27 protein-coding genes are annotated in these 26,673 nt (G+C 71.1%); 15 read left to right on the forward strand and 12 right to left on the reverse strand.

Annotated elements, in window-relative coordinates; genetic code table 11:
- Window positions 1–25: 25 nt before the first annotated feature.
- The gene (locus ABIC52_RS09125; protein ID WP_354027148.1) at window positions 26–1,546 is read right to left on the reverse strand and encodes a SulP family inorganic anion transporter; all 1,521 of its coding nucleotides are present in this window, start codon (window positions 1,544–1,546) and stop codon (window positions 26–28) included.
- A 181-nt stretch (window positions 1,547–1,727) separates the two neighbouring features.
- On the opposite strand from ABIC52_RS09125, the gene ABIC52_RS09130 reads away from it, so the two are divergent.
- From ABIC52_RS09130 to ABIC52_RS09140, 3 genes are all read left to right on the forward strand, one after another.
- The gene (locus ABIC52_RS09130) at window positions 1,728–2,114 is read left to right on the forward strand and encodes a MerR family transcriptional regulator (RefSeq protein ID WP_354027149.1); all 387 of its coding nucleotides are present in this window, start codon (window positions 1,728–1,730) and stop codon (window positions 2,112–2,114) included.
- A gap of 209 nt (window positions 2,115–2,323) precedes the next feature.
- Entirely contained in the window at window positions 2,324–2,710 is a 387-nt protein-coding gene (locus ABIC52_RS09135) for a MerR family transcriptional regulator (RefSeq protein ID WP_354027150.1), read from the forward strand.
- Window positions 2,711–2,903: 193 nt separating this feature from the next.
- Window positions 2,904–3,728, forward strand: a complete 825-nt coding sequence (locus ABIC52_RS09140; protein WP_354027151.1) for a hypothetical protein — start codon at window positions 2,904–2,906, stop codon at window positions 3,726–3,728.
- 57 nt (window positions 3,729–3,785) lie between these two features.
- Here the strand turns inward: ABIC52_RS09140 and ABIC52_RS09145 are convergent, their stop codons facing one another.
- The 4 genes from ABIC52_RS09145 to ABIC52_RS09160 form a co-directional block, all read right to left on the reverse strand.
- Window positions 3,786–4,598, reverse strand: a complete 813-nt coding sequence (locus ABIC52_RS09145; RefSeq protein ID WP_354027152.1) for a GrpB family protein — start codon at window positions 4,596–4,598, stop codon at window positions 3,786–3,788.
- Window positions 4,484–4,900, reverse strand: coding sequence for a hypothetical protein (locus ABIC52_RS09150; RefSeq protein ID WP_354027153.1), 417 nt, complete (start codon window positions 4,898–4,900; stop codon window positions 4,484–4,486). The genes ABIC52_RS09145 and ABIC52_RS09150 overlap by 115 nt, the downstream gene beginning before the upstream one ends.
- A gap of 75 nt (window positions 4,901–4,975) precedes the next feature.
- Window positions 4,976–5,635 carry a hypothetical protein gene (locus ABIC52_RS09155; protein ID WP_354027154.1) on the reverse strand — a complete coding sequence of 220 codons (660 nt, stop codon included), beginning with the start codon at window positions 5,633–5,635 and terminating at the stop codon, window positions 4,976–4,978.
- Window positions 5,636–5,671: 36 nt separating this feature from the next.
- Window positions 5,672–5,860, reverse strand: a complete 189-nt coding sequence (locus ABIC52_RS09160) for a hypothetical protein (protein WP_354027155.1) — start codon at window positions 5,858–5,860, stop codon at window positions 5,672–5,674.
- A gap of 180 nt (window positions 5,861–6,040) precedes the next feature.
- Here ABIC52_RS09160 and ABIC52_RS09165 point away from each other — a divergent pair, with 180 nt between their 5' ends.
- The 6 genes from ABIC52_RS09165 (at window position 6,041) to ABIC52_RS09190 (ending at window position 14,083) form a co-directional block, all read left to right on the forward strand.
- Entirely contained in the window at window positions 6,041–6,925 is an 885-nt protein-coding gene (locus ABIC52_RS09165; protein ID WP_354027156.1) for a helix-turn-helix domain-containing protein, read from the forward strand.
- A gap of 419 nt (window positions 6,926–7,344) precedes the next feature.
- Complete coding sequence (locus ABIC52_RS09170) at window positions 7,345–7,677, forward strand: hypothetical protein (protein ID WP_209823673.1); 333 nt, start codon at window positions 7,345–7,347, stop codon at window positions 7,675–7,677.
- A 428-nt stretch (window positions 7,678–8,105) separates the two neighbouring features.
- A complete protein-coding gene (locus tag ABIC52_RS09175; RefSeq protein WP_126892346.1) occupies window positions 8,106–9,512 on the forward strand; it encodes a glycosyltransferase in 1,407 nt (468 codons plus the stop codon).
- Window positions 9,509–11,422, forward strand: a complete 1,914-nt coding sequence (locus tag ABIC52_RS09180; protein ID WP_126892345.1) for a right-handed parallel beta-helix repeat-containing protein — start codon at window positions 9,509–9,511, stop codon at window positions 11,420–11,422. The genes ABIC52_RS09175 and ABIC52_RS09180 overlap by 4 nt, the downstream gene beginning before the upstream one ends.
- Window positions 11,423–11,425: 3 nt before the next feature.
- Window positions 11,426–12,580, forward strand: coding sequence for a right-handed parallel beta-helix repeat-containing protein (locus tag ABIC52_RS09185; protein WP_202976563.1), 1,155 nt, complete (start codon window positions 11,426–11,428; stop codon window positions 12,578–12,580).
- A gap of 72 nt (window positions 12,581–12,652) precedes the next feature.
- Complete coding sequence (locus tag ABIC52_RS09190) at window positions 12,653–14,083, forward strand: UDP-glucose dehydrogenase family protein (RefSeq protein ID WP_174234754.1); 1,431 nt, start codon at window positions 12,653–12,655, stop codon at window positions 14,081–14,083.
- 114 nt (window positions 14,084–14,197) lie between these two features.
- On the opposite strand, the gene ABIC52_RS09195 is transcribed toward ABIC52_RS09190, so the two are convergent.
- Window positions 14,198–14,947, reverse strand: a complete 750-nt coding sequence (locus ABIC52_RS09195) for an inositol monophosphatase family protein (protein WP_354027157.1) — start codon at window positions 14,945–14,947, stop codon at window positions 14,198–14,200.
- A gap of 150 nt (window positions 14,948–15,097) precedes the next feature.
- Here ABIC52_RS09195 and ABIC52_RS09200 point away from each other — a divergent pair, with 150 nt between their 5' ends.
- Window positions 15,098–15,673 (forward strand): DUF6611 family protein, encoded by a 576-nt coding sequence (locus ABIC52_RS09200; RefSeq protein ID WP_354027158.1) that lies wholly within the window; start codon window positions 15,098–15,100, stop codon window positions 15,671–15,673.
- Window positions 15,674–15,746: 73 nt separating this feature from the next.
- On the opposite strand, the gene ABIC52_RS09205 is transcribed toward ABIC52_RS09200, so the two are convergent.
- The 5 genes from ABIC52_RS09205 to ABIC52_RS09225 all read right to left on the reverse strand — a co-directional run bounded on the left by ABIC52_RS09205 (window position 15,747) and on the right by ABIC52_RS09225 (window position 21,483).
- Window positions 15,747–16,421, reverse strand: a complete 675-nt coding sequence (locus ABIC52_RS09205) for an NUDIX domain-containing protein (RefSeq protein ID WP_209677046.1) — start codon at window positions 16,419–16,421, stop codon at window positions 15,747–15,749.
- Window positions 16,422–16,809: 388 nt separating this feature from the next.
- Window positions 16,810–17,442, reverse strand: a complete 633-nt coding sequence (locus ABIC52_RS09210) for a pentapeptide repeat-containing protein (RefSeq protein ID WP_354027159.1) — start codon at window positions 17,440–17,442, stop codon at window positions 16,810–16,812.
- Between the two features lie 563 nt (window positions 17,443–18,005).
- Entirely contained in the window at window positions 18,006–18,938 is a 933-nt protein-coding gene (locus tag ABIC52_RS09215; RefSeq protein ID WP_354027160.1) for an acetamidase/formamidase family protein, read from the reverse strand.
- Window positions 18,935–20,383 (reverse strand): APC family permease, encoded by a 1,449-nt coding sequence (locus ABIC52_RS09220; RefSeq protein WP_354027161.1) that lies wholly within the window; start codon window positions 20,381–20,383, stop codon window positions 18,935–18,937. The genes ABIC52_RS09215 and ABIC52_RS09220 overlap by 4 nt, the downstream gene beginning before the upstream one ends.
- 170 nt (window positions 20,384–20,553) lie before the next feature.
- Window positions 20,554–21,483, reverse strand: a complete 930-nt coding sequence (locus ABIC52_RS09225) for a proline iminopeptidase-family hydrolase (protein ID WP_354027162.1) — start codon at window positions 21,481–21,483, stop codon at window positions 20,554–20,556.
- A gap of 84 nt (window positions 21,484–21,567) precedes the next feature.
- Here ABIC52_RS09225 and ABIC52_RS09230 point away from each other — a divergent pair, with 84 nt between their 5' ends.
- Both ABIC52_RS09230 and ABIC52_RS09235 read left to right on the forward strand, forming a co-directional pair.
- Window positions 21,568–22,299, forward strand: a complete 732-nt coding sequence (locus ABIC52_RS09230) for a FadR/GntR family transcriptional regulator (protein ID WP_209677050.1) — start codon at window positions 21,568–21,570, stop codon at window positions 22,297–22,299.
- A gap of 204 nt (window positions 22,300–22,503) precedes the next feature.
- On the forward strand, window positions 22,504–23,601 hold the full coding sequence (locus ABIC52_RS09235; protein ID WP_354027163.1) for a type I restriction endonuclease: 1,098 nt from the start codon (window positions 22,504–22,506) through the stop codon (window positions 23,599–23,601).
- A gap of 57 nt (window positions 23,602–23,658) precedes the next feature.
- Here the strand turns inward: ABIC52_RS09235 and ABIC52_RS09240 are convergent, their stop codons facing one another.
- Window positions 23,659–25,239, reverse strand: a complete 1,581-nt coding sequence (locus ABIC52_RS09240) for a Na+/H+ antiporter (RefSeq protein ID WP_126891859.1) — start codon at window positions 25,237–25,239, stop codon at window positions 23,659–23,661.
- Between the two features lie 147 nt (window positions 25,240–25,386).
- On the opposite strand from ABIC52_RS09240, the gene ABIC52_RS09245 reads away from it, so the two are divergent.
- Genes ABIC52_RS09245 through ABIC52_RS16205 form a run of 3 tightly spaced genes read left to right on the forward strand, consistent with a single transcriptional unit; the run spans window position 25,387 to window position 26,429 of the window.
- Window positions 25,387–25,878, forward strand: a complete 492-nt coding sequence (locus tag ABIC52_RS09245) for a helix-turn-helix domain-containing protein (protein ID WP_209823667.1) — start codon at window positions 25,387–25,389, stop codon at window positions 25,876–25,878.
- Window positions 25,879–25,881: 3 nt separating this feature from the next.
- A complete protein-coding gene (locus ABIC52_RS09250; RefSeq protein WP_354027164.1) occupies window positions 25,882–26,304 on the forward strand; it encodes a PIN domain-containing protein in 423 nt (140 codons plus the stop codon).
- Entirely contained in the window at window positions 26,301–26,429 is a 129-nt protein-coding gene (locus ABIC52_RS16205; protein WP_494337756.1) for a VapC50 family PIN domain-containing toxin, read from the forward strand. Before ABIC52_RS09250 ends, ABIC52_RS16205 begins: the two co-directional genes overlap by 4 nt.
- Window positions 26,430–26,673 lie beyond the last annotated feature (244 nt).

Genomic DNA, 26,673 nt, shown 5'->3' on the forward strand with positions numbered 1-26,673 from the left:
GGTCGGGCGGAGGTCGGAGGGGGCTTCAGTGGCCGGAGCCGAGGTTGCCGGCGAGGCGGCCGTGGAAGGCCTGGCTGGCGTCGTTCATCCCGCGGATCTCGACGCGCTTGCCGTGTTGGTGGTACTTGGTCTCGATCGCGTCGAGCGCGGCGACGGTGGAGGCGTCCCAGACGTGCGACCTGGTCATGTCGATGATCACGAGCTCGGGGTCGCCCGAGTAGTCGAACTGGGTGGTGAGCTCGTTGGAGGAGGCGAAGAACAGTTCGCCCTCGACCGCGTAGAGCGCGTGCTGCGCTCCGCCCGGCAGGGTCTCGATGCTCCGCGAGACGTTGGTGAAGTGGGAGACCCGGCGGGCGAAGACGACCATCGCGGCGATGACACCGATGATGACGCCGATGGCGAGGTTGTCGGTGGCGACGACGATGACGACGGTGAGGACCATGACGATGGTCTCGCCGACGGGCATCCGCTTGAGGGTGGAGGGCTTGATGCTGTGCCAGTCGAAGGTGCCGACGGAGACCATCACCATGACGGCGACGAGGGCTGCCATCGGGATGATCGCGACGACGTCGCCGAGCCCGACGACGAGGACCAGCAGGAACACGCCGGACAGGAACGTGGAGATGCGGGTGCGGGCGCCGGAGGCCTTGACGTTGATCATCGTCTGCCCGATCATCGCGCAGCCGCCCATCCCGCCGAAGAGGCTGGAGGCGATGTTCGCGACGCCCTGCCCGAGGGCTTCACGGGTCTTCCGGGAACCGGTGTCGGTGACCTCGTCGACGAGCTTCGCGGTCATCAGCGACTCGAGGAGTCCGACGAGCGCCATCGCGAGGGCGTACGGGGCGATGATCGTGAGCGTCTCGAGGTTCACCGGGACATCCGGGATGAACAGGGTCGGGAGGCTGTCGGGCAGCTTGCCCTCGTCACCGACGGTCGGGACGGCGATCGACGCGAACACGGTCACGAGGGTCAGGACGACGATCGCGACCAGGGGCGCAGGGATCGCCTTCGTGAGCCGGGGCAGCAGGACGATGATCGCGATGCCGGCGGCGGCGATCGGCCAGACGAGCCAGTCGACGCCGATGATGTTCGGCAGCTGCGCGGTGAAGATGAGGATCGCGAGCGCGTTGACGAACCCGACCATCACGGACCGGGGCACGAACCGCATGAGCTTCGCCGCACCCAGTCCGCCGAGGACGAGCTGGAAGAGCCCGCCGAGGAGGACGGTGGCGATGAGGTAGTCGAGGCCGTGCTCCTTCACCACCGGGGCGACGACGAGGGCGATCGCTCCGGTGGCGCCGGTGATCATCGCGGCGCGGCCGCCGACGAACGAGATGACGACGGCCATCACGAACGCCGAGAACAGGCCGACGCGCGGGTCGACCCCGGCGATGATCGAGAACGAGATCGCCTCGGGGATCAGGGCGAGTGCGACGACGAGGCCGGCGAGGACCTCGCGGAGCAGGATCTTCGGGTTCCGCAATGCGGACAGGACGGTGGGGCTGTGCTGCGCCTGAACGGGCACCGACTGCGTGACGGTGGTCACGGTTCTCCTTCAGATGGGGGTGCGGGCGCTGCGCCCGCGAGAGCTGTCGTGGGGCGCGTCGTCGCGCACGGCCGGCGGCGTCAGAGCGTCCAGCCAATCCCAACTCTTCCGCTGCGGGAAGGTTGGTATGGTCTGACTCTAACGCAACGGAAGGGTTGTTGCGCAAGTGGAGGGTGACGACATGACGATGTCGAACGAGTACCTGATGCACATCGGCGAGGTCGCCGAGCGCACCGGGTTGAGTGTGAAGACGATCCGCGACTACGACGCCGCAGAGGTGCTGCATCCGTCTGGTCGGACGGACGGCGGGTTCCGCCTGTACTCGGAGGACGACGTCGCCCGGCTGCTGATGGTGCGGCGGATGAAGCCGCTCGGGTTCTCGCTCGGAGAAGCGGGGATCCTCGTGGACGCGGTGAAGATGCTCGACGAAGCGCAGCCCGGCGCCGACGTGACCGCAGTCCGATCCCGAATTGCTGCGTTCATCCAGGACGCGGAGACGCGTCGGAACCGCCTCGACGAGCAGCTCCACATGGTCGACGAGTTCCTCCACGAACTCCGCGCCCACTGACCCGCCCTCACCGAGGCGCACTCTGCTGGCCCCGACGCGTGCGCTCAGGTCAGCTGCGGAGTGAAGGGTGTCGTGGAGCGCGGGCGACGACGGAGACGACGGCTGGGAGGATCGCGAAGACCAGCACCGGATCGGGCTCAGGTGCAGGAGCCCCAGGCCCAGCGGCGATACGCTCGCCAGAGCGCAGCGCGACCACGAAGGAGCGACGGATGACGGAGCGGGCAGCACCGGCCACGATGCACATCGGCGAGCTCGCCGATCGCACCGGACTGTCGAACCGCACCATCCGCCACTACGACGAGATCGGTCTGCTGCACCCGTCCGGCCGAACCGAGGGCGGATTCCGGCTCTACACCGACACCGACCTCGCCCGACTGCTCATCATCCGCCGCATGAAGCCCCTCGGCTTCACCCTGGAACAGATGGCCGAACTCCTCGCCGTCGTCGACGCCCTCGAAGCCGCCGACGACACTGACCGCGAACGGCTGCGCGGGCAGGTCGACGAGTACATCCGCGACACCGAAGAACGCCGCGCCAAGCTCGAACAGCACCTCGGCATGGCCGACGAGTTCCTCGGCATCCTCCGCAGCCGGTAGGGACGAGCCCATCCGGTAGCGCCTCGCGACCTGCCGCACCGACGTCTCGCCCCCCGACCGCCATCACAGCCCGTCGTACTGAAGCGGTACCGGACCGATTCCTGGGATGCGTCGAGGGTGCCCTCGAGCGTTCCGCACGATCTGTGCCGAACGGTCGATGCGACGACGCCGTCCGCACCCGTACGGTCGGGAGATGCTCCATCGAACCGCTGCCGTCACCGCAGCCCTCGTCCTCACACTCGTCTCGGTCGCGGGGTGCGCAGCAGGGCCGGGAGGCTCGGCCTCCTCCGCCACGGCGGCGGCGGTCCCGCAGCTGGACCCGCAGGTCGCATCCTCGCTCGACAACGCACTCCGCACCGTGCAGTCCAGCCCCGGTGTCGCGAGCGCGACGAACCGCATCGAGCTGCACCAGCGGTACACCGCCGCCGACGGGACGGACGTCACGCCCCCTGGCCTCGACGCATGGAACAACCGCGACGCCGGCCCGGCCGCACCGCCGCCGATCGGCGCCGTCTCCCGGGACGACCCCGGGCTCCCTCCGGTGCCCACACCCTCGGCTCGTCCCGCACCCCCGGCCGGCGCGACCGAGTCGCACTCGTTCTCGAGCGCCTTCGTGGTCACCATGGATCCGGACGCGACCCCGTCGGAAGCGGCGGCGGTCCCGGTGGCGATGGCGGAGCGGATCGCCTGGACCGGTGTCACCCTCACGCTGCAGGTGCCGGCCGGGCCAGGGCACGTCCTCACCTCCGTCACCTACTCGGGCACCTTCGACCAGCGAATCCCCGACGAGACCGCTCTCGGCGTCGCATCCGGGCTGGCCACGCTCGCCGCCACGCCTGGCGTCACGGGACTCGAGGCGAGCATCCCGCAGACGTTGCGCGTCGACTACGGCTCGCTCACGATCGGGGTCTCGCCGGCGGACGACGCCACGCTCGCGCGGGTCAGCGGCGTGATCGACGGGACCGCGTTCGCCCAGACGACGTTGCACGGGTCCTTCGGGAACGGTGCGAAGCCCTGATCGGAGGCAGGACCGCACGCTCGACCAGGAGCACCACAGGCGCAGGGATCGGTGTCGTCACGGTCGCGGACGAGGGTCGTGGGCGTGGCGCGGGTCCGCTGCGAAGGCTCGTTCGTAGATGTCGTAGACGTCCGAGGCCTTCGCATCGTTGTAGCGCACGCCGTCCTCCGCGTGCACGGCCTTCGCCTTCGCGTCGGCGTAGGCCTGACGGTCCTCGGGATGGGACCGCAGCCACTCCACGAACAAGCGGTGTCGTTGCGGCTCTACCGCCCCTGGCTGCCACACGTGCAGGTTGGCGTTGGGGCCGCCGAGGGTGAGTTGACGGTGCGGATCACCGGCCACCGCGTCGCGGAAGACGAGACGGAACCCGACGGCCTCGAGCCTCGGGAGCCAGGCGCGTTCATCGAGGAGCTCCGGCACGAGCAGGTCGGCGTCGATGACCGGCTTGGCGACCGTCCCGGGCACGGCTGTGGAGCCGACGTGCGCAACGGCGTGGTCGGGTCCGAGCGCGTGGGCGACGAGGTCTCGAACCCGCTCGAAGGCATCAGGCCACGACGAGTCGTAGGGCTGCAGGGGGCCGGGGTCGACCTGTCGGAACGCGACGCGCTGCAACTGACGAGCGGCGTTGCTGCCTGAGGCGAACGGCCGCCAGAGAGGATGTGTTCCCACAGCCACATCATGCACCCTCGATCTTCGCCGCCGTCCGTCGCCCGACCGGAGCGGACGAGCGTCCTCGCCCGGTTGCGCACGGGCTGTCAGACGATGCGCAGGGCCCGGAGCCGTTCGATGAGTCCTGCGGCATCGGGTGCCATCGACTCGAAGATCTGGTAGAGCGTCTCGGATCGATCGACCGGACCGACGGCCCAGCACCGTTTGCCGAGGCCGAAGGCGATCCCTGCTTCGACATGCGCAGCAGCGCCGGCCGGGAGCACCAGCACGAACTGCTCGGCCGCTCGGAGCGCGGCCAGGTCCTGCTCGAAGAGCTTCCGCACGGCCGGCGAATCGACAGCGGCGTCGTCCGCACCTCCTGGGGCCGCGAGCACGGCGGCCTCCGCGTCGTACTCTGCGCGCACGAACGAGTACGACGTGGCTCCGGTCTGGTCGAGCGCCGCAACGACGTCGAGCACCGCCGCTCTGTTCCGCCAACTGCCTGCGACGAAGAACGTGCTCATGAGGCGACGGTAGTGGGTCGCGACCCGGTCCACGTGACCCGCTGCGCCAGAGAGCAGCTGGCGCGCACTCACGAGTCAGCGCCGGCGCGGTTCCGGATGGAAGTACACGGTCACGGTGAGGTCGTCCTCGCCCGCGGTCACGCTGCTCGAGAAGGTGATGTCCTCGATCAGTACGTCGCCCAGGTCGTCGATCGTCTGCGCCACCCGACGCAGGAGTGCCGCGACATCGCCCTGTCCCTCGCCCATGGGATTGCTCTGCGAGAAGTGGTTGATCGTCCAGGTCGGCAGTGCCACCGCTCCGACCGACCCGGCGCCGGGCACGACGGGATCCGTCTCGGCGACAGGGCCCGTCTCGTCGGCTGGGCTCGTCTCCTCGGTCGGCGGACCGGCGGGTCGATCCGGCGGTGCCGCGGGCGTCTCCACGTCGCGCTGTCGCTCGCCTCCCGAGTCGAAGAAGGCGTCGAGGTACGCGTCGTCGGGCAGGTCGGAGTCGCGCAGCAGCGAGAACACCTCGGCACCGTCGCCCGGCTCGTCGAAGAGCTCGCACGACTGCGCGAGGCCGAGGTACTTCGTCCGCATGGTGTCCGCGTACTCGGCAGCGTCGTCCTCGGCCTTCGCGATGGCGTCCTCGGCGCTCGTGGCGAGGACCGTCACGATCCGCTCCTCGTAGGTGCCCGGGCGGTAGCGGAACACGCACCGGACGGCGAACCACCGGTCGGAGCTGGTCTCCTGCATGCACTGAGCGTAGGCCCGTCAGGGCCCGTGGTGCGGTCAGCCCGCGTGGCCACCACCGTGACCGCCGACGTCCGGCGGGGTCACCTGGCTGCCCTGGATCGTCGGTGCCGATCCGTCCGGCAGACCTCGGCCGTGCTTGCTCGTGAACCACCCGAAGAACTGCCCGATCCAGAAGACGATGAGCAGGGCCGCGCCGGCGATGGCGATCCACACTTCGGGGGTCATCCCTGCACGATAGCTGATCTGTCCTCGACTCGAAGCGGGCCAACCAGCAGTCCGACGGGAGGCGCGGTGCGGGCCCGCCCCGCGCCTCCCGTCCGACACGCGGTCCGGACCGCCTTGCTCCTGCCGCTGCGTCATGTGGTCTGCTCGGAGCACGTCCCGTCCCGACCCGAGAGGTCCGCCGTGCACTCGTTCCCGGTCCCACCCCGTCACGTCCCCATCGGTGACGCCGCGGCGTTCGTCGGCACCACGCCGCGCGCCATCCGGCACTACCACCAGCTCGGGCTGCTGCCCGAGCAGGAGCGGGGCAGCGACGGCCGGCGCCGCTACGGTTCCGCGGACATCACCCGGCTGCTCTGGATCCGGCGGATGGCGGACGCGGGCGTCGCGCTCGAGGACGTGCGGGAGGCGTTCGACGGTGCGGATCCGAGCACCCTCGGCGACGACGGGGCCGTCGCCGACGTGCTCGCACGTCTCGAGGAGCGGCTCGCCGAACAGGAGGCGGAGCTCCAGCGCAAGCGTGCCGCGGTGCGGCGGATGCGTGCACGCGGCAGCCGGCTCGGGCTGCTCGACGACATCGTCGCGCGACGGCTGGAGGATGCCCCGGCGGGCTCCCTGCGGTCGGACGACCTCGACACGCTGCTCGTCACCGAGCGCATCCTCGGCCCCCTCGGTGCCTTCGCGCAGGCCGGCCGCTTCCTCGCCCTCGCCCGCGACCCGGCGCTGCGCGCAGCATCCGATCGGGTCGACGCAGCCGAGCAGGCCCTTGACGACACCGTGGCCGTGGACGACCCGAGGGTGGCGCAGGTCGCCGCCGAACGACACGCCTTCGAGACCGCCCTGATGCGGGCCGTCGAGGAGTCCGGTCAGCTGGAGGAGGACGAGGCGGCCTTCGACGCCTGGGACGCACAGCACCCTGCGCAGGACGTCGACGTCGCAGCGGCCGCCGGGGGACGGGCCACGAAGGCTGCGGCGGTGATCAGGCGCCTGCCCCACGACCTCTCGCCGGCTCAGCTCCGGGCGATGGAGCTGGCCCTGCAGCTCGGGCTCGCCGGGGACGGCGCCTGAGCAGGATCACCGCGGCGCACACCGCGCCGATGACGAACGCGCCGCCGTGCAGGTCGCCCGCGACGAAAAGGACCACCCCGACGACCAACGTCCCGATCGACACGGCACTTACCCGGGTGGGCCGATCCCGCACGTTCGCGACGGCGATCGCCGCCGCCAGGCCCATCACGACGACGGAGTTCCCCGCTCCCACCGGCTGGACGACCGCTCCCCAGAACTGCGCACCGACACCGGAGACGAGCGCGATGACGCCGAAGGCGCGTCGGCCACACACCTGCTCCGCGAAGAACCCGACCACCGCGAGGCTTGGCTGACGCTGTCGATGTCGACAGCCGACCACAGGGGAGCGCGACGGGCTACGGCCGCAGCTGTCTGCCGGATCCGGGGCCGTGGACCGGGGCTCGCGCTACGGTGGCGGTGTGCACCCCGTCGCAGGTCCTCCGCCGTCCACGGACACCCGCTACGAGGTCGCGCGTGCGCTGCTCGTGGGCTCCGCCACGGCGTTCGCGCTGCTGTGGTCGGTGCTCTGGCTCCCGGTGCTGGTCACCGGGTCGCAGGGGAGCCTGTTCCTCTACCCGGTGGTGCTCCTGCTGGCAGTCGTCCCGTGGGGGACGACCTGGACGGCCCTCGCCCTCGCCGCGCGCTCCCGGAACGCGCGTGACGACCGACGCGCCTCTGCGGTCACCGGGATCAGCGCGATCCTGCTCGTCCTCGCCCCGGTCCTGCTCTGGTTCGGCCCCGTGGCGGGCTGACCCGGTCCCGTCCGGCCTCGCCGCGACGGACTGGAGGCGCGGGGGGGCGCCGCCCCGCGCCTCCAGTCCGTCGGCCGCGCGCCTCAGGGAGCCGTCGGAGGCAAGGACGGGGACAGAGGGGTACCGCACCAGTCTGGCGGAACACCGCCCTACGGCTTCGCGCAAACCCGCATTGCGGTCTCCTGTGCTTGTGGTGGGACACACCCGAGAGTACGTTCAGCCCAACGCTCAGCGTCGGATGCGGGACCACGGTCCTCGACCCGACCTGACGATGTGCAGCGACGGGGGGATCCGGCGCTGTCCCGACCCTCTCCGCACCGCCGACCCAGGCGGCTCCCGCGTCACCCTGCGCGGTGTGCCGTCGTGCGGTGCTGCCGAGTGTCGTGTTCCGTACCCGAAACCGAACACCGCACGAAGGACCCGACCTCATGCACCCGCTCGTCCTCTTCGCGTCGCAGACCTCGACCCAGGTCGTGCTCGACAACATCGCCGGCTTCGGCCACGAGGCACTCAAGTACTTCCCGATCGGCATCGCCGGCATCATCGTCTGGGCGCTCTGGCTCTACCGGGTCGTCCTCTCGGCCCGCGCCCGTCCGGTCGAGAACGGCTTCCGCACGACGACCTCGGTCGTGGTGCCGTCCTTCCACGAGGACCCCGACATCCTGCTGCGCTGCCTGGACTCCTGGCGGGAGCAGCACCCGGACGAGATCATCATCGTGCTCGACGTCGCGGACACCGAGGCCTACCGCCGGATCGTGGCGGTGGGCGACCCCACCGTCAAGCCGGTGCTGTTCCACCACGTCGGCAAGCGGAGCGCGCTCGGCGAGGGCATCCGCCGCGCGAAGTACGACGTCCTGGTCCTGGTGGACTCGGACACCTCCTGGGAGCCCGGTCTCCTCGAAGCCGTGCAGATGCCCTTCGTCGACGAGCGCGTCGGCGGTGTCGGCACGCAGCAGAACGTGTACCAGCGGAACTCCAGCATCTGGCGCATCATCGCCGACTGGCTGGTCAACCTGCGCTACTTCAACTACGTCCCGGCGATGGGCGCCGCGGGTGCCGTGCCGATCCTGTCCGGGCGGACCGCCGCCTACCGACGCTCCGCCGTCATGCCGGTGCTCGACAACCTCGAGAACGAGTTCTTCCTCGGGCGCCGGTGCATCGCGGGCGACGACGGTCGGCTCACGTGGCTCGTGATCGCGTCCGGGTACAAGACCGTGCACCAGTCGTCCGCGAAGGCGCTCTCGATGTTCCCGGCGAGCGGCAAGGCCTTCTTCAAGCAGCGCATCCGCTGGAGCCGCAACTCCTACCGCACGTACCTCACCGCCATCGCGAAGGGGTGGGTGTGGCGGGTGCCGTTCGTGACCAAGATCACGGTCCTGCAGATCATCCTGACCCCGGTGACCATGGGCATCACGATGTGGTACCTGCTGTTCAGCCGGCTCGAGCTCAGCACCGTCGGCGTGCTCTTCACCCTCGGCTGGCTGCTCTTCGGCCGGGCGGTCCGCGGCGTCTCGAACCTCAAGCGGCACCCGCTCGACCTGTTCGTGCTGCCCGTGCTGGCCCTCGTGGTGATCGCGGTCGCCCTGCCGATCAAGGTGTACTCGTTCGTCACGATGAACAAGCAGGGATGGCTGACCCGGCACGCCGACCAGGTCGGAGGGGACGGGCAGCAGGCCCGGACCCTCCAGCCCGAGACCACCTCCGGCCGTCGGGTCGCGACGCCCGGCATCGTCCTCCCGCAGGGCACGGTCGCTGCCGGCACCGCTGCCGGCGCCGCTGCTGCCGCTGCCGCGGTCTCCGTCTCCGCATCCGACGACCAGGCGGTCGCCGCATGAGCGCGCTGACGAAGGGGGCGCCGCGCATCGCCGCGGGGCTCCTCGTGGGAGCGGGGCTGCTGGTCGCGGGTGTCGTCGGCCTGCCCGGCGCGGCGGCCGCTGCGACCGGGTCCGGCCCGGCGGCCCCCGTTGCGGGACGCCCCTACCAGGGTGACCCGGACAAGGAGGCGCGGCTGGTGACGGCCGAGAACGACCGGATCTACAACGTCCGGGCACTGGCCTCGGCGGCGCGCTGGAGCGGCCTCGCGGTCTCGCAGCCCTACCGCCTCGCCACCGGCTCGTCGTACACGCTCGTCCTCGTCGCCCGCGGCGCGGCCTACACCGTCGACGACCTCGCACGGCTCGCGCCGTCGACGTTCGTCAAGCAGCCGGACGGCTCCTGGCTGCTCAGCGAGAACATCGTCGTCGAGAACGGAGCCACGCTGCGGCTCGCGAGCCCGGACGGGCTGCGCATCCACATGGCGAGCAACCACGAGGGCTTCGTGTCCATCGTCACCCAGGCCGGCAGCCTCCAGGTGGTCGGTTCGGCCAAGGCCCCGGTCGCCATCGACGCGTGGGACCCCCAGTCCGGTCGGGTCGACCAGCAGACCACCGACGGCCGTGCGTACGTCCGCGTGCAGGGCGGTACGGCGACGCTGCAGTACGCGGAGTTCTCCCACCTGGGGTTCTGGAGCGGTTCCACGGGCGGGGTGTCCCTGACCGGGACGAACCTCTCGACCCTCGACCAGGCCTCCGGTGACCAGCAGGGCAAGACCGAGCGGACGACCAAGGACGTCTTCGGCAACGCGATCCTGCCGACCGGTGAACTGCCGAAGTCGGGCAGCGCCACGGCCAGCGCCGGCGGCTACAGCTACGTCTCCGCCCTCGTGCAGCACGTGACCTTCGACGGGAACGCCTACGGCCTCTTCCTGACGAGCGCGGACGGCGTCACGATGTCGGACGCCACGGTGGAGCACTCGCTCATCGACGGCCTGGTGCTGCACCGCTACGTCACCAACTCGACGTTCACCTCGGTCCGGTCGACGGACAACGCGGTGGACGGGGTGAAGATGACGCGGGCGTCGACCGGCATCGTGTTCAGCCAGGTGACCGCGTCGGACAACGGTCGCAACGGGATCACGCTGAACGGCAGCGGGCTCGCAGCCGGTCCGAACGCGGCGGGCATGCCGACGACGACGTACGGCAACAACGCGCTCTCGGACAGCAACAGCTCCGGGAACGGCCGCTACGGCATCGAGGTGATCGGCGGGAAGAACGTCCGGATCAGCGGGTCGACGGTCGCGCGCAACGAGATGGGCATCGTCGTCCGGCACGACGCCGACGACGTGGTCGTCCGCAACAACGTCGTCAAGGACTCGACGCAGAACGGCATCGCCGTCCTCGACGGAGCGAGCCGGACCGAGGTCTCCGAGAACTCGGTGGACGGCGCCGACATCGGCGTCTACCTGCGGGACAGCGCGTCGTCGTCCGTGACGAACAACGCCATCGCGGACGCCCGCGTCCACGGTGTGACGACGGTCGGCGCGGTCGACGGCACCTCCGTCGAGAACAACACGGTCGTCGGCCGTGGGCCGAGCGCGATCGACCTCGCCCGGTCGGACGGTGCTGCCCAGCGGGGCAACACGACGGTCGAGTGGCACTCGACGAAGCCGTTCCTGGTCACGCTGCGCGCGGTCTTCCAACCGCTGACGGTGCTCTGGCTGCTGCTGCTGACGGTGGTCCTGGTCGCCGCGATCGGTGGCACACGACGTCGTCGTCGGGCGAAGCAGGAGCTGCCGTACGCCAAGCTGGCGCCGCTGTCGAGCTACACGCGCGGTGCGGTCGACCCGACCTCGCTGGGGTTGCCGCCCGTCGGGGGCCGCGGGACCCACGCTGCCGAGCCGGGTGCGGTCGCACCCTCGGGGAGCTGACCGGTGAGCGCACGACGACGCGGGCTGCGCTCCTACCTGCTGGTCGGGGGTGCCGGCCTGGTGGTCGGCGTCCTGGCCGTCGGCGGGCTGTGGGCGGCGACCACCGCATCGGACCGCGACGGGCAGCAGGACGCCCGTGCCCGCCCCACGTCGAGTGCCGCTCCGACGTCCGAGCCGACCCGGGCGCGGGACGTCCCCGAGCCCCGGGCGACGTCGACCGGCTCAGCCGCTCCCGGCGCCGGGTCCCCGGTGGACACCGCCCGGTGCGAGGCCTCGGCGACGACCACGGTGCGCACCGCGAAGGAGCTGCAGAAGGCCCTCCGCGACGCACGGGCCGGGAACGTCGTCCGGCTGGAGTCCGGTACCTACACCGGCCGCTTCGAGGCGTCCGCGGCGGGCACCGCCGACGACCCGGTCACGCTCTGCGGTCCCCGCGACGCCGTGCTCGACGGGGGCGGCACGGAGGGCGGGTACGTCCTGCACCTCGACCGCGCGTCCTACTGGTCGCTCGAGGGCTTCACCGTGCGGAACGGGCAGAAGGGCGTCATGTTCGACGGCGTCCAGCACTCGACCGTCAGCGGGCTCACGGTCACCGACATCGGTGACGAGGGCATCCACCTGCGCGCCGACAGCAGCGACAACACCGTCGTCGGGAACACCGTCACCAGGACGGGGCTCCGGAAGCCGCAGTTCGGCGAGGGCATCTACATCGGCTCGTCGAAGAGCAACTGGTGCAAGGTCTCGGAGTGCCGGGAGGACCGCAGCGACCGCAACGTCGTCACGGGCAACACGGTCGCCGACACCGCCGCCGAGAACGTCGACATCAAGGAGGGCACCACGGGCGGCACGCTGTCCGACAACTCCTTCGACGGTGTCGGCATGCAGGGCGAGAACCACGCCGACTCGTGGGTGGACGTGAAGGGCAACGGCTGGACGATCACCGGCAACCGGGGCGTCCGATCGCCGCTCGACGGGTTCCAGACGCACGAGCTGCTCTCCGGCTGGGGCACCGACAACACCTTCACCGACAACCGGGTCGACCTGGGCAACACCGACGGCGTCGCGTTCGCCTTCCGACCGGTCGAGGGCAACACCGTCTCCTGCGACAACACCGTGGTCGGCTCGAACGAGTTCAGCACCACGACCTGCACCGACTGACACACGACGGCCACCGCGGTCCGTCCGCACCCGTCCACACCCATCCTCCGCGACCCGAGAGCGAGCCTTGCCATGTCTGCTTCCGTCACCCCGATCCCGTCCTCCGGGATGCCACCCGTCGTCGAACGACCCCGCCTGACCGTCATCGGCACGGGGTACCTCGGCGCCACCCACGCCGTATCGATGGCCGTCCTCGGCTACGAGGTCCTCGGCGTCGACGTCGACCCTGCCAAGGTCGAGGCCCTGGTCGCCGGCCGGGTGCCCTTCCACGAACCCGGCCTGCCCGAGCAGCTCGCAGCGGCCCTCGCCTCCGGACGGCTCCGCTTCACGTCGTCGCTGCGCGAGGCCGCCGAGTTCGGCGACGTCCACTTCGTCTGCGTGGGGACCCCCCAGCAGCGGGGGTCGCACGCCGCCGACCTGACCTACGTCGATTCCGCCTTCCGCGAGCTCGCGTCGCACATCGACCGGCGTGCGCTGATCGTGGGGAAGTCGACCGTGCCCGTGGGCACCGCCGAACGGCTCGCGGCGCTCGTGGAGCAGGTCGCCCCTGCCGGAGCCGAGGTGGAGGTCGCCTGGAACCCGGAGTTCCTCCGCGAGGGCTACGCGGTGCAGGACACGCTGCACCCCGACCGGCTCGTGTTCGGCGTCCGGTCGGCGTGGGCGGAGGCGCAGCTGCGTGCGGCGTTCCGACCGATCCTCGACGAGGGGACACCGCTCGTCGTCGCCGACCTGCCCACGGCCGAGCTCGTGAAGGTGGCCGCGAACTCCTTCCTCGCGACGAAGATCTCCTTCATCAACGCGATGGCCGAGGTCTGCGAGGCAGCCGGAGCGGACGTCAGCGTCCTGGCAAGCGCCCTGTCGCACGACACCCGCATCGGCGGCCGCTTCCTCAAGCCGGGCCTCGGCTTCGGCGGGGGGTGCCTGCCGAAGGACATCCGGGCCTTCTCGGCCCGTGCGCAGGAGCTCGGCGTCGGTCAGGCGGTCCGGTTCCTCGACGAGGTGGACGCGATCAACCTGCGCCGCCGGCAACGGACCGTCGACCTGGTCACGGAGATGGCGGACGGTGACCTGGCGGGCAAGCGGATCGCGGCGTTGGGGGCGGCGTTCAAGCCGAACTCCGACGACATCCGCGACGCGCCGGCACTCGACGTCGCCCGGATGCTCGGCGAGGCGGGCGCCGTCGTCACCGTGTACGACCCCGAGGCGATGGAGAACGCCGCGCGGGCGTATCCGACCCTGCGGTACGCGCCGTCGATGACGGCGGCGGTGATCGATGCGGACGTGGTGGTGCTCCTGACCGAGTGGGAGCAGTTCCGCACGGTCGACCCGCACGACCTCGGCGCCCTCGTCCACCACCGGCGCATCGTCGACGGCCGGCACGCGCTCGACGCCGACGCCTACCGAGCGGCGGGCTGGGACCTCCGCGCCCTCGGACGTCCCACGGCGTCGGGCACCGTCGAGATCGTCGTCGACGAACAGGACCGCCTGCAGGCCACGGCCTGACGGCAGGACGTCTCGGCGGGGGTACCGCCGAGGACGCGTCCGGTGCACGACGAGGTGCACGGGACGGTGCGGAGGGGCGGCTTCGGGCAGTGCCGCTCCTCCGCGCAGGGCGGGTCAGGCGCCGAGCAGCTCGGCCGCCTGCCGCACCGCGGTCGGGGCACCGGCGAGGTGCCAGTCGTGGCCGTGGACCCGGACGACGGTCGCGACACCGCCGGCACCCTCGACGAGCGCACGCCCGGGCAGCCAGTCCCAGTCGGCGCAGTCCGTCTGCACCCAGAGCCCGATGCGCCCCGCTGCGACGTCCACCATGTCGCAGGACCCCGACCCGCTGATCCGCACCGTCGCCGCCGCGGCCAGGAGCACGGCCATCGGACCCGCCTCGGCAGCGCGCAGGTGGGAGCTGTTCAGGAACGTCGCCACGCTCGTCGCGGCGAGTGCCACGTCCGGTACCGGCGGCACACGCTCCCCGTCGCGGGTGGTCACACCGTCGGACGCCACCCAAGTCTCGTCGGCGGTCGGACGACGCACCGCACCGACCCGGAGCTCACCGTCGACCTCGAGCGACACCGCGCTGCACCACGCCGGCAGTCCGGCGACGTAGTTGAACGTCCCGTCGATCGGGTCGACGGTCCACCGGCGTCCGTCGATCGCCTCGGAGCGGGCGCCCTCCTCACCGAGCACGCCGTCGCCCGGACGGTGCTCGAGCAGCTGACGACGGACGAGCTCCTCGGCCGCGCGGTCCGCGGCGGTGACCAGGTCGGCGGCCGAGGTCTTCCGTTCCGCCTGCGCCCCGTCGCGCCGCATGTCGGCCGCGAGGCGAGCGGCGTCGGACACGAGGGCGGCGGCGAGGGTGTGGTCGTCCATCCGCCCACGGTAGCGGTCGACCGGCAGCGCATCACTGCCGCGGGAGCGCCGCCGCAGCAGCGTCAGGTCGGCGCACGGGAACCGGTCGACAGCGTCAGGAGACCGTGAGGACCGGCACGATCCCGGTCGGTCCGCCGCAGGGTGGACGACGTGGACGAGCACCGAGACCGACACCCGCACGCGCACCGCACCCGCCGGACCGGCTGGCATCCCTGGGGACGTTGCACCGTGCAGCCCGTCACCCGCGCCCTCTGGAGCGGCCGGACGCTCGAGGTGCACGCACCGGGGACCACCGCGGGCGAGCTCCTGCTGCTCCGGGCACTCCAGGTCTGGGGAGCGGCCGGCGCACTCGTGGCGGTCGCGCTCGTCGTGGCGCTGCACCGGGCGCCCGCGGTCGGCCTCGTCGTCGCCGTCCTGCTCTACGCCGCCGGCTTCGTCCTGCTCGTCCGGGTGACCCGCCGGGTGCGCCCCGGCGTGAGGACCCTGACGATCACGGTCTTCCACGGCAACGGTCGGCCCGAGGTGTACGGCGACGTCCGGCTCATCGAGGCGTCGCTCGACCTGCTGTGCCTCGTCGAGGACGCCGTCCGACGCGGGCAGGTGTCCCGGGTCGAGTACGAGCAGGTCTGGGGACAGGTGTGGCGGTCGATGCCCGAGCCGGTGGTCCGTCCTGCCGGTCGATCGCGCTCCCGCGAGGTGGCGCAGCGCCGTCGGTCGCACCGGTGAGCGGGTCGACCGCGCCCTCGGTGCTGGCCCCGAGCGCCGACCCGGAGGGCGACGACCCGTCGGTGGTCCTCGGCTACGACTGAGCGTGCTGCCCGTTCACGAGGCCGTGCAGCGCGGCCCACTGGAGCAGCAGGATCGTCTTCCCGTCGACGATCCGTCCGTCCTCGATCATCGCGAGCGCCTCCGAGGCCGGGAGTTCGAGCACCTCGATGTCCTCGCCCTCACCGGCGAGGCCGCCACCGACCTCGACCCGGTCGTCGGGGGAGTACTCGGCGACGTAGCAGTGCACCCGCTCGGTGACCGACCCCGGGCTCATGTACGCGGCGGTCACGTGTCGCAGGTCGCTCAGCCGCACCCCGAGCTCCTCGAGGGCCTCGCGTCGGACCGCGGTCTCCGGGCCGTCCTCGTCGAGCAGGCCCGCCGCGACCTCGACCAGCATGCCGTCGGGGTGGTCGTTGACGTACGCGGGAAACCGGAACTGCCGCGTGAGCAGCACGGTGCCGCGCGCTCGGTCGACCGGCAGCACGGCCGCGCCGTTGCCGCGGTCGTAGGTCTCCCGCTGCTGGGTGGTCCAGGTGCCGTCAGTCCCGCGGACGTCGAACGTCGTCCGTCGCAGCACGTGCCACCCGTCGGAGGTCACCTCGACGTCCCGCACCACGACGTCCGGGTTCCGGTCGAGGTCACGTCCGACCCGGTCGAGACCGGTCCGCCCCCTGCTGTCCGGTCCCGTCGCGTCGTCCGTCGTCATGCTCCCGACGCTAGCGGACAGCCGTGCGCTCGACGGCCGAGCCGGCCACGCGCGGTGCGGTTCCGCCCACCGGACGGGAGGCACGGGGCGGCCCCGCCACGCGCCTCCCGTCCGACGCCCCTCGTCCCATCCGGCCCTGCCGCACCCCGTCCGTCGTCCGTCGTCCGTCGCCCGTCGCCCGTCAGCTCGTGACCGGGCGCACAACCGGGAGCAGCTCGCGCGACGGAGATCCGTGGCGCGAGCTGCCGAGCGCGGTGCGGCAGCACGCCGCGCCGTCCGTCGGCTCGCGGCCCTGCCGTCCGCCGCCCCGCCGAACCCTGCAGGCACGCCGCTCGCGGCCCCGCCGCTCCCTGCGGCCCCGCCGCCCGCGGCCCCGCGACGGTCGCGCTCAGCCGCACAGCCAGTGCGTCGGCACCTCGAGCCAGGACGGCAGCAGCGTGCGTGCGTCGCCGTCCGCCGCGTTGACCTGCGACTGCACGAGGAGCAGGGCGCCGGACAGATCGGCACCGGCGAGGCGTGCGCCGCGCAGGTCCGCGCCGAGCAGCTCGACGCCGCTCAGGTCCGTCCCCCGCAGGTCCGAGCCGATGAGCACCGCGTTCCGCAGGGACGAACCAGGTCGGACCGCTCGCCGCAGGTCACGCCCGGCGAGGTCCTCGGGCAGGGAGCGTTCCTCGGCGTGCTCGTCCGCCGCTGCGAACCGCGCACGAGCCTCGTCCCGCAGGGCGTCGAGCAGGGGGAGGGCTGCGCGACGGAGTCCACCGAGGTCCAGCGCGGCGAGGGCGGCAGGGTCACCGCCGGACCGCGCGATGCAGTCGGCCGCCATGGCAGCGGCGCGGTCCGCGGTGTCGGGGTCCCAGCTCCGGTCGGCGACCTCGGTCAGGTACCAGGCGAGTTCGTGCAGCACCCGGACCACGGCGAACGCGGCGGACATCGCCGGTGCCAGGTCTGGACGCGCTCGCCAGGACACGCCGCCGAAGACGTCCTGGGTGACGCGCTGACCGGCGCCGGAGCACTCGAACACGGTGCACCCTCGGAAGCCGCGAGGGCGGAGGCGGTCGTGGATGGTGCAGGCGAAGTCGACGCCGAGCTCACCGCAGGGCGTTCCGGCGGGCTTGTCGACGGGGAAGTCCGCCGATCGGGCGAAACCGAGGAGGGTGCAACAGAGCGCGGCGCAACGGGTGCAGTCGGGGCGAAGGGCGGCGCGCGGATCCGTGTCGGGGCGTGTGTGGGTCATCAGAGGGTCTTCCTGTGGGTCGGGAGGGTGCGCCTGGCCGTCGGGACTCCGTCGAGGAGTCCCGTTCGCGGGCGCAGGCAATCACCTCCGGACGGCGGAGGGCCGGACGGGTGGCGCGGGGAGAGCGCTTCGTCACTGCACAGGGAGATGTGTCACTGTCGCGCAGTTTACCGCCCACCGGACGGGAGGCACGGGGCGGCCCGCCACGAGCCTCCCGGCCGTCGTCGTCCGTCCGGAACCCTCCGCACATCCGGAAGCAGCTCGCGCCACGGAGATCCGTGGCGCGAGCTGCTCCGCGTTGTGCGGCAGCACCGCGCGCTGCCGCCGCACACAGGCCCGTGCACGGTCCGCTACAGGACCGCCTTCGGCACCCGGTGCAGCGTCACCGCCCCGACCGCCGCGAACGGGTGCAGCGGATCCGGGTCACCGGACCCGGTCGGCCCACCGAGCTTCGAGTCGCCGACCGCGCTGAGCACGGCGTAGGCGTCCTCGGCGGTGAACCCGTGGTCCTCGACCAGGAAGGAGAACGCGTCCTCGTACCCGCGCCGCACGCTCTCCTGCACCGGGTCGCCGAGCCCGACGAAGAGCCACTCGTCGTCGGTCTCGATGCGCGGCGCTCGGAGCGGCCGCTCGCCCCGCACGAGGTCGACGGACACGATCGCGGTGCCCTGCGCCTCGATCGCGACGAACGACGATTCGCCCTCGGCCATGATCGCGTGGATGTCACCGATCGACAGCAGGGCACCCGGTACCCGCACCGGCAGGTACACGGTCGAGCCGGGTCGCGCCTCGGTGACGTCCATGTTCCCGCCCTCGGCGTACGCGGGCATGATCGTCGAGTTCGTCCCCGACGCCGGCGCGACGCCGATGCACCCGATCATCGGACGGACCGGGAACGCGTGCCGGTCGGTGACGTGCACGACGCCGTCTTCGATGGGGCAGCGGCGGGCGAAGACACCCTCGGGCATGACGTGCTGGAGCGCGCCGGACCCGGGCAGCGACACCGACCAGCCGTGGGTCGTCAGCTCGATGTCGTGGATGTGCACCGCCAGGGTGTCCCCGGGCTCGGCGCCCTCGACCCAGACCGGGCCGGTGACGGGGTTGATCGGTGCCTGCAGTTGCGCGAGGTCGTGGTGCTCGTCGAGCTCGGCGTAGACCGCGTCCGTCGTCTCGAAGCCGATCGTCTCGCCGGTGCCCGGGGTGATCCGGAGCACGGCCTCGCGGTCGGCGGAGAACCCGGGCCGCCCCAGGGTGTTCGGCAGGTGGTGGTCGGGGGTGGTCATCGCTGGCCCTTCTCGGTGGTGGTGGTGTCGAGGCCGCCGACGGACCCCTCGCCCAGTGTGCCGGGCTCCTCGGACCCCACCTCGGTCGAGCGGCCGGTCCGGCGGTAGTACAGGAACACCGCGGCGCCGACGACGAGCCAGACGATCCCGCCGACCTTCGCCTCGACGGCGGCGTTGAGCAGGACGTACCCGATGATCAGGAACCCGATGAGCGGCACGACGAGGTGCAGCAGCCAGTTCCGCGACCTCCCCCTCACCACGTGGTGCACGAACACCGACACGTGCAGGAGCATGAAGCCGAACAGTGCACCGAAGTTCACCAGGGACGAGATCGTGTCGATCTGCCCGACGAAGAACAGCACGAGGATCGCGGAGAGCACCGAGACGACGATGATCGCGTTCTGCGGGACCAGCCGCCCGTTGAGCTTGTGCAGGAACGCGGGCAGCTGTCGGTCGCGGCTCATCGAGAAGAGCAGGCGGCTCGTCGCGGCCTGTGCGGCCATGGCGTTCGCGATCCCGACGGCGAGCACGTTGACGGCGAAGAACGCGGTCGCCCAGCCGCTCGACGACGCCTGCTCGACGATGGTGAAGAACGCGTTCCCGGCCTCGCCCTCCGGGAAGGAGTCACGACCGCCCGCCAGCGCCGACGCGAGCCACGTCTGCAGCACGAACAGGAACGCGACGATGACGAGTGCCAGGACCATCGCGAGCCCGGCTCCGCCACGACGGCCGGTGGACTCCTCGGACAGGGTGGAGATGCCGTCGAACCCGAGGAAGCTCAGCACGGCGATCGACAGCGCCGAGGCGATCAGCGGCGCTGAGACCTTCGACGGGTCCCACACCTGGTCGGTGCTGAACGAGGCGCCGGGCACGGTCCCACCGGTGAGCGCGACGATCGCGATGACGACGAAGATTGCGACGAACACGAGCTCGATGAGCAGGAAGATGCGGTTCGCCAGCTTCAGCGACGAGACACCGAGCAGGTTGATGACGGTGTTGATCGCGACGAACACGAGCGCCCACAGCCAGCGGGGCGTACCGGGGAAGATGCCGACCATGCTCTCGGCCGCGAACACGTAGAGCAGCGTCGGGACGAGCAGGTAGTCGAGCAGGATCGCCCACCCGGCGAAGAAGCCGGCGGTGGGGTGGATCCCGCGGCCGACGTAGGAGAACACGCTGCCGGCGAGGGGGATCGACTTCGCCATCTGCGCGTACGCGAGCGCGGTGAAGATCATCGCGACGAGGCCGACCAGGTAGACGAGCGGCACCATGCCGCTCGACGCGTTGTAGACGGTGCCGAAGATCGCCCACGGGGCGATCGGCACCATGAAGACGAGCCCGTAGACGAGCAGGTCGGTGGTGGACACGGAGCGCTTGAGCTCCTGCTTGTAGCCGTAGGCCTCGAGCTGCTGCTGCGCGGAGAGCTCGCTGTGCTGCTGCGACATCGTGGTTCCGTTCGGGGAGACGGTGCGTGGGAGGGGGATGACGGACGGGAGGCGCGTGGCGGGGTGGGCGCGCCGGTCCGGTCCGGTGGGGTGTCGGACGGGAGGCGCGTGGTGGGGGTGAGGACGCGCCTCCCGTCCGACGGATGGTCGGCCTGGTGGGCCGGGCCTGGTCAGCCCGTGGGCTGGTCGCTGGGTGCGTGGTCGTCGTGCTCGGCGAGGAACGCCGCGACCACGCGGCGGAACTCCTCGGGCTGCTCCAGGTGCGAGCAGTGGCTCGCCCCGGGGAAGACGTGCTGGCGGACGTCGGCGATGCGCTCGACGAACGGCTGCCAGGTGGCGGGTGTCGCTTCGTCGTGCTCACCGGCGACGACGAGGGTCGGGACGACCACCCGGTCGAGCCGGTCGATCACGGTCCAGTCGCGCATGGTGCCGATCACGTGGAACTCGTTCGGCCCGTTCATCGTGTGGTAGACCGTCGGCTCGGCCTCCATCTGGGCCTCGGAGTCGACGAAGTCCTGCGGCATGGGGACCACGCGGCAGACGTGGCGCTCGTAGAACACCTGCGTGGCGGCGAGGTACTCAGGGTCGTCGACGGTGCCGGCCTCCTCGTGCCGGGTGAGGGCGTCCTGCACGTCCTCGGGCAGCTGTGCGCGGAGCTCGGCGGCGCCGTCGACCCAGAGCTGCATCGATGCGGGGGAGTTGCAGATCGCCAGGGAACGCAGGTGCTCCGGCTGCCGCACGGCGATCTCGGAGCCGAGCATCCCGCCCCACGACTGGCCGAGGACGTGGTGGTCGCCGAGGCCGAGGTGGGCGACGAGGGCCGTGTACTCGTCCACGAAGAGCTGCGGGGTCCAGGACTCCGACGGTGCGTCGGGACGGTGCGAGCTGCGGCCGCAGCCGAACTGGTCGTGGTGCACGACGCTGCGACCGGTCTCGTCGGCGAGGGCCGCGAGGTTCCTGAGGTAGTCGTGCGCCATGCCGGGGCCGCCGTGCAGGACCACGAGGGGGAGCGCGCCGGGGGTCGGAGCGTCGGGTTCGGTGACGCGGTACCAGGTCTCGCCGTCCTGGAACGGCATCGTGCCTTCGGTGATGCGGGACATGACGCACAGCATGGACCCGGCAAAGGTTCCCTGCAATACCTTTTCTCGTGCTTTAACGTGGACGAAACGCAAGGAGGGGGCGGAGTGCCAGATCGCGCGACGGAGACCCGGGTCGACGAGGTCGAGGACCGGCTCGTCACCGCCGTGGCGGTCGGCGAGTACCTGCCCGCTTCACGGCTCCCACCCGAGCGGGAGCTGGCCGTGCTCCTCGGGGTCGGACGCGTCACCGTGCGCGCGGCCCTCGCCCGCCTGGTCGACCGGGGCCTGCTCGAGACCCGCCGGGGCCGGGGCGGCGGCACCTTCGTCCGCTCGCAGTGGCCCGACTCGTCCTCCGACGCCGTCGGCCGGACGTTGCTCGCCCGCTGGGCCGGCATCCGCGACACCACCGACGCGATCGCCCTGCTGCACGGCGCCCTCGCCACCGCCGCGGCCGAGCGGATCACGGACGACGAACGCGCGACGCTACGAACCCGGCTCGAGGACTTCCGCGCCGCGGCGTCCGGGCTCGAGAAGCAGCAGGCGGACGCCGTGCTGCACCGCACGATCATCGACGCGGCCGGCAACGCGGTGCTCGCCACGGCGCTCGCCGACCTCGAGTCGCAGGTGTCCATCGCGGCGCCCGCGCACCTGTGGGGTACCGCCGAGGGCATGGCCGAGATGGAGGAGCGCGCGCTGCACGAGCACGAGGGGCTCGTCGAGGCCGTCTGTGCGGGCCGACCGGTCGACGCCGGGGTGCTGGCACGCCGGCACGTGGGTATCGACCTCGAGCTGCTCGAGCGGGCGATGCTGCGAGCGGGTCAGGTCCCGACCGGTTGACGCCTGTCGCAACGGAACCGCGAATGATCGTCTCCGCAGCCGCTTGGTTCGGCAGGGCGGCTTGGAGACGGTGCCGGAAGCGCGGTGCTGATGTTCAGTCCTCGGTCGTCATCTCTGCCCGTTGCTTGTCCCCAGGACAGGGGGACCGGCGGTCCACTTGAAGGACGATTGCTCAATTACGCTGAGCTCGACCGAGGAGGAACAGTGGAGTTCGAAGAACGTCTTGCAGCGCTCGCGACCAAGGTGCAGAACCAGCGAGAAGCCATCCAGACCGAGGAAGCGACGAAGAACGCGTTCGTGATGCCGTTCATCTCGACCATCCTCGGTTACGACGTGTTCAACCCGCTCGAGGTGGTACCCGAGTTCACGGCCGATGTCGGAGTGAAGCGTGGTGAGAAGGTCGACTACGCGATCATGCGCGACGGTGAGGTGCAGATCCTCATCGAGTGCAAGAAGTCGACTGAACCACTGAAGATCGAGCACGCTTCGCAGCTGTTCCGCTACTTCTCCGTCACGAATGCGCGCATCGCCGTTCTGACGAACGGAGAGGTCTACAACTTCTACACCGACCTCGACGCCCCCAACAAGATGGACGACCGCCCCTTCCTCGTCCTCGACCTCGCGGACATCGACGAGACACTCCTCCCGGAGCTGAGCAAGCTGACGAAGGACGTCTTCGACCTCGATTCGGTCATCAGCGCGGCGGAGGAGTTGAAGTACGTCGGGTCGATCAAGCGAGCAATCGCGGGGCAGTTCCGGGAGCCAGATGAGGACTTCGTTCGCCTCTTCACCTCCCGTGTGTACGAGGGGCGGTTCACACAAGAGACACGAACGCAGTTCAAGACCCTCGTCTCGAAGGCATCGAAGCAGTTCCTCAACGAGCAGGTGAACGACCGCTTGAAGACCGCTCTCGGCGCTTCTTACAGTGCGCCGATGCAACCCGAGGCCCCGGCTGCTGCATTGACGAGTGCCGCAGTCGCTGAGGAGGACCTCGACCGCGAGACGGAGATCGAAACGACGCTCGAGGAGCTCGAGGGGTACCAGATCGTCAAGGCGATCGCTTGCAGCGAAGTGAAGCCGGACCGCATTGCGCACCGAGACCAGAAGTCGTACTTCGCAGTACTCCTGGATGACAACAACCGCAAACCCATTGCACGCCTCTGGTTCAACGGCAAGAAGCAGAAGTACCTCGGGCTCTTCGACGAAGACAAGGTGGAGACCAAGCACGCCGTCGACGGCATGGACGGGATCTACGAGCACGCGGAGGCGATCCGGGCGACGGTGCGTCGCTACGGAAGCTGACTCGGGCGCTTCGTCGTTGCGTTCGTCGGCGGTGACGGGAGCAATCCCGGGGCGGGGTCAGGCCGGCGTCGACCCCTCGAGCCGCGCCTCCTCGGCGTCGTAGCCCGCGCGGACCTGCCGGAGCACCACGTCGTCGATCTCGTCGTCGTCCCGCAGCCGCAGCAGGGTGGCGGCCTTGTGCCGTACCAGGGCGAGCTCCAGTGCGACCGTCGCGTCGTGGCGTTGCAGGGTCGGGTGGTCCTCGTCCTCCTCCTCACGCGCCTGGATGACGTCGAGGTGGGCTTCGAGGTCGCGCCGGACGCGGTCGACCGTCGCCCGGTCGGCGCCTGCCTTCCTGGCCAACCGGGGGAGGGCGTCGAGCGCCTCCTCGACCGCGGTGCGCTCGGCGTAGCGTCGTTCCTCGCCGACGGACTCGTCCTCGGGCAGCGCCGCGCGACGCAGGACGGCGGGGAGCACGAGGGCCTGGCCGACGATGGTCACGACGACGACGCCGGCGGTCACGAAGACGATGAGGTCGCGGTCGGGGAAGGCGCCACCCGACTCGAGCGTGCGCGGGACGGCGACGGCCATCGCCAGGGAGACCGCACCGCGGAAGCCGGCGAAGCCGCTCACGAGCCGGTCGCGGCGGCCCTCGCGGGGCTCGCCGCCGAACCGCCGGGTGACGAGCCAGACGGTGCCGCCGAGCGTGCCCTCGAAGGCGAAGCGGACGAGGACGAGCACCACGGACACCGCGAGCACGAGGCCGACCCCGGTCCAGAGTTCACGGGCGTCGAGTGCGCGGGCAGCGACCATCGCCTCGATGCCGACGAGCACGAACAGCGCACCGTTCAGCAGGTAGGTGAGGAACGACCAGAACGCACGGACCTGCTGCCGGGTCTCCGCCCGGTCGAGCTTCGGCGCCACCTGGCTCACGACGATGCCCGCGGCGACGACGGCGAGCACCCCGGACGCCCCGACCGCCTCGGCACCGAGGAACGCCGCGAACGGCACGAGCAGCGTCACGAGGTTCTCGAGCACGACCGTGTCGACCCGTCGGAGGACGAGCGAGCCGAGCCATGCGGCGAGCAGCCCCGCCGCGACCCCACCGACGTACGAGAGCACGAGCATGCCGGAGACGTTCCAGAACGTGAGCTCCTGGGTGCCGACGGTGACGGCGACCGCGATGCCGTAGACCACCAGGGTCGTGCCGTCGTTGACGAGGCTCTCCGCACGCAGCACCGTGACGTTGCGGCGGGGCAGCATCTTCGTGAGCACCCCCACGGCAGTGGCGTCGGTGGGTGCGACCGCGGCGCCGAGCACCCAGGCCGGACCCCACGGCATGCCGAGCAGGTGCAGGAGCGTGGCGACGACACCGGCGGTCACCACGACGAGCAGCGTGCCCATGAGGACGATGCCGCGCAGGTTCTTCCGGATCTCACGGAGCGAGGTGGTCAGGCTCTCCCAGTAGAGCAGCGCGGGGAGGAACAGCAGCAGCACCGCGTCGGCGGGCAGCTCCACCCGTCCGAACGTGGGGACGAACGCGAGCAGCGCACCGATGACGAGCAGGAGCACGGGTGGTGCGATCCTGATCCGGTCGGCGACGGCAGCCGTCACGGCGATGGCGAGCCCGAGGGCCACCACCAGTTCTGGACCGAGCACGTGTCTCCTCGCGGTTCGTCGGACGCGTCAGTCAACGCCGCGGGTACTGCGAGTCCTTCCCGATCCGCGTCCTGTGGCCGGTTCGTCGGTTTCCCCGGTCACGACGTCGATCTGCACCCTTTCGGTTCTTGCGGATACGATCGGTCCATGGCGATCTCGACCTCACCCCGCAGCCGGAACGCCGGAGCCCGCACGTACCTGCCGACCGACGACTCGAGGGATGACCTCGTCGACTTCGCTCGGCTCCTCCACGAGAGTTCGGCGGAGCCGCACAAGGGCGCGGCGTTGCGTGCTCCCGACGGATCGGAGCGCCCGATCCCCGAGGAGCTCTTCGCGATCCTCGAGCAGGTCGCGGACGCTCTCGCCAACGGGAGCGGTGTCACGGTCGCCCCGAACGACATGCAGATGACCACGCAACAGGCTGCCGACTTCCTCGGCGTCTCGAGGCCGACGTTGATCAAGTACCTCGAGGACGGCACGATCCCCTTCGACAAGCGCGGTCGTCATCGCAGGGTCCTCATCCGCGACGTCGTGACGTTCCAGGAGGACTTCCGCGTCAGTCGACGGGCTGCACTCAGGGAGATGGCTCGCGGGACGCAAGCGCTGGAGCGACAGCAAGCGGCCTCAGCCGGAGCGTGACCGATGGCGTTCCCCGCCTTCTTCGACGCGTGCACCCTCTACGGCATCCGGCTGACCGACCTGGTGCTCCGGCTTGCGGATGCGGGAGCGTTCCGAGCGCTGTGGTCTGACGGGGTCCTCGACGAGGTGCGGAGGAACGTCGTCGGCGCGGGCGTCGACCCGTCGCGGATCGGCAGCCGGATCAGGGCAATGCAGCGGTTCTTCCCGGACGCGACGGTGACCGGGTACGAAGCGCTCACAGCGGCGACGACGTGCGATCCGAAGGACCGCCACGTCCTGGCCGCCGCCGTCCGGGCGAAGGCCGACGTGCTCGTGACGTTCGACGTCCGAGACTTCCCGGAGGCTTCCATCGCACCGTTCGATGTCGAGGTCGTGCACCCGGACGACTTCCTGCTCGACCAGCTCGACCTGTTCCCGGTGTCGTGACGAGGGTCCTGCTCGAGCTGGCGGAGGACTACGACGACCCACCGCTCACGATCGACGAGGTGCTGGAGGATCTCCGCCGCGCTGGCGTACCGCGCTTCGCGTCGGATGTCCGCCGGTACCTGTGAGCCCGATGCGTCCTGCCCGGCCCCTTCGCGTCGGGGGCGGCCGGCCTGCTCCGGTGTGAGGGATCGGATCTGCGTCGCTGGCGCACGGAGCACGATGAGTCGGGATCGCCGCCGACGGCTCGGGGTCGCGCTCGTGGTCACCGCGGCCGTCGTCCTGCTGGCCGGCTGCGTCGGTCAGCCGCCCGGCTCCACCACCGCTCGGGACCGGAGCGCCCCGGACGCGCAGCACCACGGCCCCGCTCCG

Source organism: Curtobacterium oceanosedimentum (genome assembly GCF_040545555.1).
Taxonomy (GTDB): Bacteria; Actinomycetota; Actinomycetes; order Actinomycetales; family Microbacteriaceae; genus Curtobacterium.

Excerpts from the sequence above, each read along its gene's own strand:
- ABIC52_RS09130 (WP_354027149.1), top strand. The coding sequence starts at position 1,728 with ATGACGATGTCGAACGAGTACCTGATGCACATCGGCGAGGTCGCCGAG.
- ABIC52_RS09135 (WP_354027150.1), top strand. The coding sequence starts at position 2,324 with ATGACGGAGCGGGCAGCACCGGCCACGATGCACATCGGCGAGCTCGCC.
- ABIC52_RS09140 (WP_354027151.1), top strand. The coding sequence starts at position 2,904 with ATGCTCCATCGAACCGCTGCCGTCACCGCAGCCCTCGTCCTCACACTC.
- ABIC52_RS09150 (WP_354027153.1), bottom strand. The coding sequence starts at position 4,900 with ATGAGCACGTTCTTCGTCGCAGGCAGTTGGCGGAACAGAGCGGCGGTG.
- ABIC52_RS09155 (WP_354027154.1), bottom strand. The coding sequence starts at position 5,635 with ATGCAGGAGACCAGCTCCGACCGGTGGTTCGCCGTCCGGTGCGTGTTC.
- ABIC52_RS09160 (WP_354027155.1), bottom strand. The coding sequence starts at position 5,860 with ATGACCCCCGAAGTGTGGATCGCCATCGCCGGCGCGGCCCTGCTCATC.
- ABIC52_RS09175 (WP_126892346.1), top strand. The coding sequence starts at position 8,106 with ATGCACCCGCTCGTCCTCTTCGCGTCGCAGACCTCGACCCAGGTCGTG.
- ABIC52_RS09180 (WP_126892345.1), top strand. The coding sequence starts at position 9,509 with ATGAGCGCGCTGACGAAGGGGGCGCCGCGCATCGCCGCGGGGCTCCTC.
- ABIC52_RS09190 (WP_174234754.1), top strand. The coding sequence starts at position 12,653 with ATGTCTGCTTCCGTCACCCCGATCCCGTCCTCCGGGATGCCACCCGTC.
- ABIC52_RS09195 (WP_354027157.1), bottom strand. The coding sequence starts at position 14,947 with ATGGACGACCACACCCTCGCCGCCGCCCTCGTGTCCGACGCCGCTCGC.
- ABIC52_RS09205 (WP_209677046.1), bottom strand. The coding sequence starts at position 16,421 with ATGACGACGGACGACGCGACGGGACCGGACAGCAGGGGGCGGACCGGT.
- ABIC52_RS09215 (WP_354027160.1), bottom strand. The coding sequence starts at position 18,938 with ATGACCACCCCCGACCACCACCTGCCGAACACCCTGGGGCGGCCCGGG.
- ABIC52_RS09220 (WP_354027161.1), bottom strand. The coding sequence starts at position 20,383 with ATGTCGCAGCAGCACAGCGAGCTCTCCGCGCAGCAGCAGCTCGAGGCC.
- ABIC52_RS09225 (WP_354027162.1), bottom strand. The coding sequence starts at position 21,483 with ATGTCCCGCATCACCGAAGGCACGATGCCGTTCCAGGACGGCGAGACC.
- ABIC52_RS09245 (WP_209823667.1), top strand. The coding sequence starts at position 25,387 with ATGGCGATCTCGACCTCACCCCGCAGCCGGAACGCCGGAGCCCGCACG.
- ABIC52_RS09250 (WP_354027164.1), top strand. The coding sequence starts at position 25,882 with ATGGCGTTCCCCGCCTTCTTCGACGCGTGCACCCTCTACGGCATCCGG.